Genomic DNA, 9,795 nt, shown 5'->3' with positions numbered 1-9,795 from the left:
CCTCGTCTATTTCTCATCCACGCCCCCAACCAGGTTTCCACCCCGGATCAGGCACGATGATCAGGCAGATCGCCGACACGGTCCGACGGCGACGCACCCAGCAACCGTCACCTGCCCACGACAGCAGGTACATTTGGTGGGGATGAGCAACGCTGCGGCAAACTTCATGGAGCTGGCCACCTTACCGATGCGTCGTTACGCTGCCCGCCGAAAATCTCTCGCGGCGGCCGCGCCTGAATTGCGCGCACCCCTGTTGGTGGTGCCGCCTGTTCCGCTCAACAGAGCAACTCTGTCCATGGCCCGTTTCATGACCGGCGTCGGCGAGTTGGCGGTCCCCGCTGTTCGACTTCTCACGGGACGTGACCCGGCATCGGGGCCGGGAATCTCGGCGAGCCGACGTCGCCTGGATGCCGCAGGCGTCGATCTGCTGGTGCAGGAACCCACTGAGCATCCGGCGCCTCGACCGGGCGTGCTGTGGCTGCACGGCGGCGGAATGGTGTCGGGCAGCGCGTTGTCTGAAGCGTCGCTGGCCGGTGGTCTGGTCACGGCCCTCGGGGCTGTCGCAGTATCACCGGATTACCGCCTGGCCCCGGAGAATCCCTTTCCCGCGGGGTTGGATGACTGCATGGCGACACTGCGGTGGATGGTGGAGCACTCCGACGAGTTGGGTATCGATCCGGATCGCATCGCGGTGTGCGGCGGCAGCGCGGGCGGCGGGCTCGCCGCGGCCGTCGCCCAACGCGCATACGACGAGGGGATTCCGGTGCGTGTGCAGGGTCTGATCTATCCCATGCTCGACGATCGCACCACGTTGCACGACAACCATCACGGAAAGGGCGAGCTGACGTGGTCGGCCGCATCGAACAAGTGGGCCTGGACTGCGTACCTGGGTCGGGAGCCACGTCTGGCCGACGCGCCCGACTATGCCGCGCCGGCCCGTCGGTCGGATCTGACCGGACTGCCGCCGACGTGGATCGGAGTCGGCGATCTAGACGTCTTCCACGACGAGAACGTCGCGTATGCCGAGAGGCTGGCCGCGGCCGCTGTCCCGTGCAAGCTCGTGACCGTTCCAGGGATGTATCACGGGGCCGACGGCATCGCCAGGAAAGCGTCGTCCATGCAGGACTTCTACTCCAGCATGGTCGAGTTTCTGGGCAGCCATCTGATGGAAACCAGCTCGCCTCCGGTGGGCGGGCGCGGTCACCACATATAAGGCACCAGCCGATAGCGGACCTTCTGCGCGTACTCGCTGTATCCGGCCAGTTCTTCCAGAAGCAACTTCTCCTCGTCGCGGATGCGCAAGGCGAGCACGATCAGGCCGGGAATGAAGAAGACGAGTCCCCAGTAGGAGCCGAGCGCCAACGGGATGCCGAGCATGATGAGCACATTGCCCGTGTACATGGGGTGCCGCACCAACCCGTAGAAGCCGGCGGCGATGACTTCTTGGCCCTGCTCCACCCGGACGGTAGCGGCGGCGTGGCTGTTCTGAATGAGCACGAGCATTCCCAGACCGAGCCCCGCGGCGACCAGCGCATCGCCGATGAGGCAGACGGCCACCGGAACGTCCGACCAGTCGAAGCGGCGGTCGAGCGCGCCGACGATCAGCATTCCCGCCAGTGACAACCACCAGCCCGCCATGGAGACCTTCTGAACCAGTCGGGTCTCCGCCGTCGGTCCCGCACTCTGACGCCGCTCGAGCGCGACGGGATTCGTCCGCGCCAGGTAGGCGGTGGGGATCGCTGTCGAAAGCGCGGCCACGGCCAGCAGGACCCATGCTTGCCAGTAGTCGAGCGTGCCCGCCACCAGGAACAGGGCCGCGCCGAGCAGGACGGGCTCGACGAGCCCGCGCACCAGCATCCGCTTGGGAATGGTCGTCACGATCCCCCTCATGTCTGTCGCTGACACCCCGAACGTCGACGGCACCGCGCGTTGCCGGCAGCCGAGTTCGGCGCATCGCCAAACCTACCGGTGTCGACGTGGAGATGGGCAAATTGGATCACGGCCGCGCCGTAGCCGTCACCCACCGCTGCATATCATCAGCGCATGAACGCACACGTCGAGCAATTGGAGTTTCAGGCGCAGGCGCGTCAACTACTGGACTTGATGGTCCACTCGGTGTACTCCGCCAAGGAGTCGTTCCTGCGTGAATTGATCTCGAATGCATCCGATGCCCTCGACAAGCTCCGGCTTGAATCGCTGCGGAACAAGGACCTGGGCGTCGATACCTCCGACCTGCACATCGAGATCGAGGCGGACAAGGATGCCCGGACGCTGATTGTTCGCGACAACGGCATCGGTATGACACGCGAAGAGGTCGTGGACCTGATCGGCACACTCGCGAAATCGGGTACCGCCGAGTTGCGTGAGAAGCTGCGTGCGGCCAAGAACGCCGCCGCCTCCGAGGAACTCATCGGTCAGTTCGGCATCGGGTTCTACTCGACGTTCATGGTGGCTGACAGGGTCGAGTTGCTCACCCGTAAGGCCGGTGAAAGTGACGCCACCCGGTGGGTCTCGAGCGGAGACGGCACCTACACCGTCGAATCCGTTGACGGTGCTGCGCAGGGTACGTCGATCACACTGCACCTCAAACCCGAAGACACCGAGGACGACCTGCACGACTACACGTCGGAGTGGAAGATCAGAGAACTGGTCAAGAAGTACTCCGACTTCATCGCCTGGCCCATCCGGATGCAGGTCGAGCGACGCACCCCCGCTACCGAGGAGGGCGGCCAAGAGCGCTTCACCGTGGAAACGCAGACCCTCAACTCGATGAAGGCACTGTGGGCCAAGTCCAAAGACGAAGTATCCGAGGAGGAGTACAAGGAGTTCTACAAGCACATCGCGCACGCGTGGGACGACCCACTCGAGATCATTGCGATGAAGGCCGAGGGCACCTTCGAGTACCAGGCCCTGTTGTTCATCCCCTCGCATGCGCCATTCGATCTATTCGCCCGGGACGGCAGGATCGGGGTTCAGCTGTATGTCAAGCGGGTCTTCGTCATGGCCGATTGTGACCAACTCCTTCCCGGATATCTGCGGTTCGTCAAGGGTGTCGTCGACGCAGCGGACATGTCCCTCAACGTTTCCCGCGAGATCCTCCAGCAAGATCGCCAGGTCACGGCGATCCGTCGCCGTCTGACGAAGAAGGTTCTGTCGACGATCAAGACACTTCAGTCGGAACGACCGGAGGACTACCGCACCCTGTGGACACAGTTCGGTGCGGTCCTGAAAGAGGGTCTCATGTCGGATTTCGACAATCAGGAGACTCTGCTGAGTATTTCTTCATTCGCCTCGACCCAGGGCGAGGAGGAATCCACCACACTGGCTGAGTACGTCGCGCGAATGAAGGATGGTCAGGAGCAGATTTTCTACGCCACCGGCCAATCGCGTCAGCAGCTCCTAAAGTCACCGCATCTCGAGGCATTCAAGGCCAAAGGCTATGAGGTGCTGCTGCTCACCGACCCGGTCGATGAGATCTGGGTGGGATCGGTGCAGGAGTTCGGCGGCAAGGCGCTGCAATCGGTCGCCAAGGGCGAGGTGGACCTCGACTCAGAAGATGAGAAGGCCGCGCAGGAAGCCGAGCGCCTTGAGGCGGAGCGGGATTTCGCCGACCTGCTGACCTGGTTGCAGGAAACTCTGGGCGAGCATGTCAAGGAGGTGCGGCTTTCCACGCGGCTGACCGAATCGCCGGCCTGCCTGATCACCGACACCTTCGGCATCACGCCGGCCCTCGCGCGCATGTATCGCGCTTCGGGCCAGGCGGTTCCGGTGGGTAAACGGATCCTCGAACTCAACCCGAAGCATCCGCTCGTCACGGGTTTGCAGCAGGCGCACAAGAGCGGCGGCGACGATGGCCAAATGCGGCAGCTCGCCGAAACCGCCGAATTGCTCTACGGCACAGCTCTTCTCGCTGAAGGCGATGTGCCAGAGGATCCGGCGAAGTTCGCCGGACTGCTCGCCGACCGGCTGGCCCGCACCGTATAGAGCGGCCGACTAAGCGGGCTTGACCATCAAGTACATGCGGTAGGGCATCAGCCCGTTCTGCGCGTTCTCCCAGATCTTGGACCCGGTGGCCGGCACTCCTCTGCGGGCTACCCGTCGCGCGAACCGGGGAACCAGGGAGTCGGCTGCGGCTTCCCACCGCTCCGAGTTCAGCTCCATACCTCGAATCACCTCGCCTGTGATGTCGCGCTGGGCGCTCACCGACAGCGCCGACGCGTTCAGGTCGCTGTCCCAGCGCTCGCAATGCGACTGCGGGCGCGTATCCGCATACAAGAACACACCGCCCGGCGTGAGAACCCGCGCGACCTCGGATAGGAATCGATCGAAATGCGGATAGCAGTGCGACGATTCGATGTTGATGACCGCGTCGAAGGATTCGTCGGGGAACGGGAGATCCTCGGCGTTTCCGACAACGAAATCCAGGCCCGGCACCTGATGCCGTCGGCGGCAGAATTCGATCCCGGACGCGTTCAGGTCCAGGCCCGTGTACGACGCCGGGTTCAGTGTGCGGGTGAGATAGGAGGCGCCGCCGCCGCGCCCGCACCCGACCTCTAGCACCCGCTTCCCCGTGAGGTCGGATTGCGTGGCGGTGGCATGGTAGAGCTGGATGGGATACCGGTCAGCCTCGTCGTTGGGATCCAGTGCGATTCCCATCGGAGGGTCGGTCTCATAGCACCAGTTCATGAACACCACGTCGTCGTCGAGTCGACGCGTCAGATAGCGGTAGAACCCGTTTTGTGCCGCCTGAAAGAAGTGGCGGTGCGGCGCGGTGAACAGCTGTGACATTTTTCCCCTACTCAATGGGTCGCGTACAAAAAGGGCTGGTGAGCTCGCCGACGGTTGGCTGTCAGCCTCCGGCGAGCGCGCGGTCGGCCAGCGCTCCGACTACCGGGGCCAACTGGCGGGCGTATTGGGAGGTTACGTGAGTCCAGTCGAAGTAGACCAGCGAGTTGCCCACGATGACCGGGCAACGCTCAGAGGTGCAGAACAGGTCGGTGATGTCGACGTATTGTCCGCCGCCGGCTACGACGGCGGCGCTCTCGGCCGCGACGCCCGATTCGTTGACCGCCGTCGATCTCGGCGCCGCGCAGGCGGCCGCGTCATCGAGGTGGCCGGACAGGCAGATCGGCACCGATTGGCGCGGAGCCGGGATCGGCCCGATCACCAGCACCTTCGAACCAATACCGCGCAGCCGCTCCACCAAGCTGGTCAGGCTCTCGTTCCACGCTGTGTCGTACGACGTGAAACCGGGGTCATAGCCACCCTGCCCGGCAACGTAGCCCCGCCACATGCTCACCACCACCAGTTGCGGTGGCTTGGCCCGTAGCCGGTCGATGATTTCGTCACGCCATTGCCCGCAGCGTGAAACGAGACGACGAATCGGGTTGGTGATGGGCAGGTCCAACAGCGGGCAGGCCGCCTTGGCCATTGTCTCCAGCCGCCATCCCTGCTGTTGGGCGACCTGCTCGAGCGCGGGGCGCCACATTGCGGCATGCGAGTCGCCGACCAGCGCCACCGTCGTGGCCGAGGAGGTATCACCCGTCGCGCACTCGGGCTGTCCGGCTTGAACACCATTGCGCATGCAGCCGCCTGCTAATAGGTCCTTGAGTTCGGCTCCAGCGACGGTGAGGGGCGGGTTCAGGTTCGACGGCACCGCGCCTGGAGCGAGGGATGCCGCAACCGCGGCCTGCACTTGCTCGAAGCCCTGCTGCACCGCCGCGTCAGACGCGTTCATGTTGCGGCCCATGAAGGGAGGGGCGGTTTCGCTGACATTCAGCGCATCAGTGGGCGCCCCACGGCCGGTGCCGGGGTTGGGCACCAACAGCATCAACACGACGCATACGCAGACCGCCACCGCGGTGGCGGCACCGCCGAGCGCGAGACTGCGGGCGGGGGATTGGCGGATGGACGTCGCGAACCGCAGCGGGTTTTCGATCAGACGAAGTGTGAGCACCGCCAGCCCAGCGGAGACGAGTACCGCCACCAGCCTGCCGGGCAGCCCGAGCGAGTGACCGAGCAGGAGCGGTGCGAACAGCAGCACCGGCCAGTGCCACAGATACCACGAATACGACACTCGACCGATGGCCTGCATCGGCGACGTTGTCAGCACACGGCCACATCCCTGAGAAGGAGAGGCGCAGCCGGCACCGATCACCAGCACTGCGCCGAGCACTGGCAGAAGTGCGGCGACACCGGGATAGAGGGTGGTCGCGTCCAGCAGGGTGCAGGCCAGCACGATCACGGCCAGCCCTGCCCACCCTACGATCGCGGCTGGTAGTGCCGATAGTCGGCTCCACTGACTGGCTGTGAGGGCCAGCAAGCCGCCGACGGCCAACTGCCAGGCCCTGGTGGGCAGCGAAAAGAACGCGACAGCAGGTATCACATACGAAACCACCAGTGACAGCGCGAACGAGGTGGCAGCGACGAACACCAAAACCGCCACGTACGGACGCCGCGACGGGGCGGCATGGGCTCCGGTGGGCCGCCGTCGCGTCCGCCGGATCAGCCACGCAGTGCCGATGATCATGGCCGGCCACACCAGGTAGAACTGCTCCTCGACGCCCAACGACCAGTAGTGCTCGAACGGCGACGGCGGCATGACCGGCGCGAGGTAGTCGACGCCGTGCAGGATGAACCAGTAATTGCTGACATACAACGCGCTGGCGATGCCATCGCCGAAGGCGCTGTGGGCCTGCAACGGGGGCAACAGGAAGGCCGCGGCGATCGCGGTTACCACTCCTACCGTGGCCGATGCCGGTAACAGTCGGCGCGCGCGTGCCCCGTAGAAGCGTCGCAACCGGACTGTCCCGGCGGTGCTCACCTCGCGCCAAAGCAATCCGGTGATGAGGAAGCCCGAGATGACGAAGAAGACGTCCACGCCGATGAATCCACCGCTCACCCCGGGCACGTCAGCGTGAAAGAGGACAACAGCCACCACAGCCACAGCGCGCAGACCCTCGATGTCCGGGCGAAATCCCGCCTTTGCTGAGCGCCTGGCCTGCTGTTCTTTCACAGGGCTGAGACCGTGGGTATGGCTCAAAATCACCGCCTTCCAAAGCAGCTGCGTCCGGTTGTAGCGGCATTATTGCACTTCCACAGCAAACGATCCTGCGCTTGCGCACAACTGCGAAATCGCACCGAAAACGACGGAAATGTTCTAGTGGACGCTGCCGCGAAAATGTCGATGGCGTCAATTCAGTGGGCCTCCAAGTCGACATGTCGGTCGCCGGGAGCGTCATGCCACGGCGACGCGAATGGAGGTTTTCACCTGCGGCGAGAACGCCGATTTCACGAGGACGACACCGGAGGATCATCTTGGGGGGGGGATCGGCTTTCCATGCACCTGACCTAGTCGCCGGCCTGGGCTGGTGATCGACTCCTTTCGGGGATAAGCACGTATGTATCGCGTTTCAGTGCAGGCGGTTTCGGTGGGCACGCAGATCCTCGAACCCGGTGCCGAACCGTCCTCTTCGCAACCCATCAGCCCGTTGAAATTTATGGATTGCGTTACAGCGCAGCGGTTTTACAGGGCTGCTGAGCATCAGAGAAATCCGGTGGAGTGTGGGGGCCTGCTCGCCGCCGTCGGGCACGTACCGACTGGGACGCGCCGCGAAAATCCTGTCGGACTTCAACAGTTGCGACTCGCGCGCCTGCTCGCTGTGGCTCGGACGAGTCGCTCGCGTACGTCGACCCGGCGGGCGTCTCCGCTACGTCGATGTCCGCAATGGACCGCACGTCGCCGACCGCGAGGCCGTCGACGGACGGCCCCGCTACGGGCGCTTTCCGGGCGTGTGATCGACGCCGAAGTGGTTGCTAAATATGAGAGAAGTACAGACCGTTGGTAGCGCGGTATCGACCGCAATGGGCCGGCGCCGCTGCGCGGCGTGATTCGCGATTTTGATCAGGTGTGCAATTTTTCAAGATCGACCTTGGGCGTCAAAGCGAGCAAAGCTCTTACCGAATGCGCAGCTTCGCCGCCGGAATGAGTCGCCCTCTGGTCGCCGAGAGCCTCGGGCGTGAAGTCCCGGATTTGCGGCGTGGTCGAGCCAAACCGGGTGCGAGGTTGCCACACGCAATGTGGTCCGGCCCGCGGTCGGTGCGTGCGGAGAAGCGTTGGCAGCCAACGGTGGTTCGCCTCAGCGAACGCGCATCGGTTAGCTTGGCCAGTACCGAACCGCATCGAGGTTGCTGGTTCTCCGGGCGCGCAGATGTATGAGGGTGGCAATGAACTCGTTGGCAACGGCTTTGGCCAACCGGCTGTCGAGCAGTGGCCAATTTCTGGCCGTCCTGGACGACGGACAGTGGACCCGTCATCCGTGGCCGGAGGTGCACGCGCGGTCCCAGAACGTCGCGGAATGGCTGCTGAACGACGACGTCGCCGCGCTCGGCCTGACCGGTGAACCGACCGTCGAGTTCATCGCCGCGATTCTGGGCGCCTTCCAGGCCGGCGCGGCGGTCTCGATCACCCACGGGCCGGTCCGCGGCGCCGACCCCGATCAGTGGTCACGCACGACGCTCCGCGGATTTGCGGGCATGGGTGTCAGCCACGTGCTCAGCCACGGCGCCCACCTCGAACGGTTGTCGGCCTCCGAAGGGCCGCTCGTCGTCAAGGAACTCGACTCCGTCGCACCCGCGGGTCGATCTACCACATTCGTGCCGCCGGACCGCCTCGCCCCGGTGGCGATCCTGCAGGGCACTGCGGGGTCGACGGGAGTCCCGCGGACGGTCAAGCTTTCGCCGGACGCCGTGCTGGCCAACCTGAGCGGACTCAACGCCCGCATCGGGGTGTCCACGGTCGACGTCGGATGCTCCTGGTTGCCGCTGTATCACGACATGGGCCTGAGCTTCCTGCTCGCCGGGGCGTTGGGGGGCACAGCCGTGTGGCAGGCGCCGACGACTGCATTTCAGGCGTCGCCGTTCCGATGGCTGAACTGGCTCACCGAGAGCGGGGCGTCCATCACGGCAGCGCCGAATATGGCCTACGGCATGATCGGCAAGTATTCGCGCCGCGTCACCGAGGTCGACCTGAGCGCCATGCGGTTCGCGCTCAACGGCGGTGAACCCGTCGACTGCGAACTCACCGCGCGCTTCGCCACCGAGATGGCCCGCTTCGGCTTCGACGCCGGCGCACTGGCGCCGTCCTACGGGTTGGCCGAATCCACCTGTGCAGTAACGGTTCCCGAACCGGGGCGCGGCCTTGTCGCCGACGAGTCGGGCAACGCGGTGCTCGGCGAGCCGATACCGGGGATGTCAGTGCGCATCGAACCGCGCGACGATGCGACGACGCCGGACGCCGGGCATGAGGTCGGCGAGGTCATGATTCGCGGCACGTCGATGATGTCGGGCTATATCGGGGACGCCGCAGTGTGCGCCGATGAATGGTTCGCGACCGGCGATCTGGGTTACCTCGTCGCCGGCGGACTGGTGGTGTGCGGGCGCGCCAAGGAACTCATCACCGTCGCGGGCCGCAACATCTTCCCCGCCGAGGTGGAGCAGGTGGCCGCGACGGTCCCTGGGGTGCGCGAGGGCGCCGTCGTCGCAATCGGTGTCGGTGAGCGGTCGATACGTGCGAGCGTCATGATCGTCGCGGAGTTCCGGGGACCCAACGAGGCGGACCTTCGCGCCCAAGTCGTACAGCGGGTCGCGTCCGAGTGCGGTGTTGTGCCATCGGATGTCGTCTTCGTACGCCCCGGCTCGCTGCCGAGGACGACGTCGGGCAAGCTGCGCAGACTGGAGGTCAAGCGCGGTCTCGAGGCCGGCGAGTTCTAGAACCCGCCGAGACAGTCTCGGTGC

General features: G+C 64.9%; 6 protein-coding genes. 3 read left to right on the top strand and 3 right to left on the bottom strand.

The annotated features are described in order from the left end of the window. Positions 1–142 precede the first annotated feature (142 nt). The gene (locus G6N36_RS11985; RefSeq protein ID WP_163686706.1) at positions 143–1,213 is read left to right on the top strand and encodes an alpha/beta hydrolase; all 1,071 of its coding nucleotides are present in this window, start codon (positions 143–145) and stop codon (positions 1,211–1,213) included. Here the strand turns inward: G6N36_RS11985 and G6N36_RS11980 are convergent. Further along, the gene (locus tag G6N36_RS11980; RefSeq protein WP_163690631.1) at positions 1,201–1,857 is read right to left on the bottom strand and encodes a methyltransferase family protein; all 657 of its coding nucleotides are present in this window, start codon (positions 1,855–1,857) and stop codon (positions 1,201–1,203) included. The genes G6N36_RS11985 and G6N36_RS11980 overlap by 13 nt on opposite strands. A 186-nt stretch (positions 1,858–2,043) precedes the next feature. On the opposite strand from G6N36_RS11980, the gene htpG reads away from it, so the two are divergent. Next, positions 2,044–3,984: a molecular chaperone HtpG gene (gene htpG / locus G6N36_RS11975; protein ID WP_163686705.1), complete on the top strand. Its 1,941-nt coding sequence runs from the start codon at positions 2,044–2,046 to the stop codon at positions 3,982–3,984. A gap of 9 nt (positions 3,985–3,993) precedes the next feature. Here htpG and G6N36_RS11970 read toward each other — a convergent pair whose 3' ends face one another. Next, the gene (locus G6N36_RS11970; protein ID WP_163686704.1) at positions 3,994–4,788 is read right to left on the bottom strand and encodes a phthiotriol/phenolphthiotriol dimycocerosates methyltransferase; all 795 of its coding nucleotides are present in this window, start codon (positions 4,786–4,788) and stop codon (positions 3,994–3,996) included. A gap of 61 nt (positions 4,789–4,849) precedes the next feature. Continuing rightward, positions 4,850–7,015, bottom strand: a complete 2,166-nt coding sequence (locus tag G6N36_RS11965) for an acyltransferase family protein (protein ID WP_235690025.1) — start codon at positions 7,013–7,015, stop codon at positions 4,850–4,852. A gap of 1,211 nt (positions 7,016–8,226) precedes the next feature. Between G6N36_RS11965 and mbtM the strand changes: the two genes are divergently transcribed. Next, a complete protein-coding gene (gene mbtM / locus G6N36_RS11960) occupies positions 8,227–9,771 on the top strand; it encodes a long-chain-fatty acid--ACP ligase MbtM (RefSeq protein WP_163686702.1) in 1,545 nt (514 codons plus the stop codon). The last annotated feature ends 24 nt before the right edge of the window (positions 9,772–9,795 follow it).

Source organism: Mycolicibacterium gadium, assembly GCF_010728925.1.
Lineage (GTDB): Bacteria > Actinomycetota > Actinomycetes > Mycobacteriales > Mycobacteriaceae > Mycobacterium > Mycobacterium gadium.
Note: the sequence above shows the minus strand (reverse complement) of the source record. Positions and strands in the feature narration are given on the sequence as shown.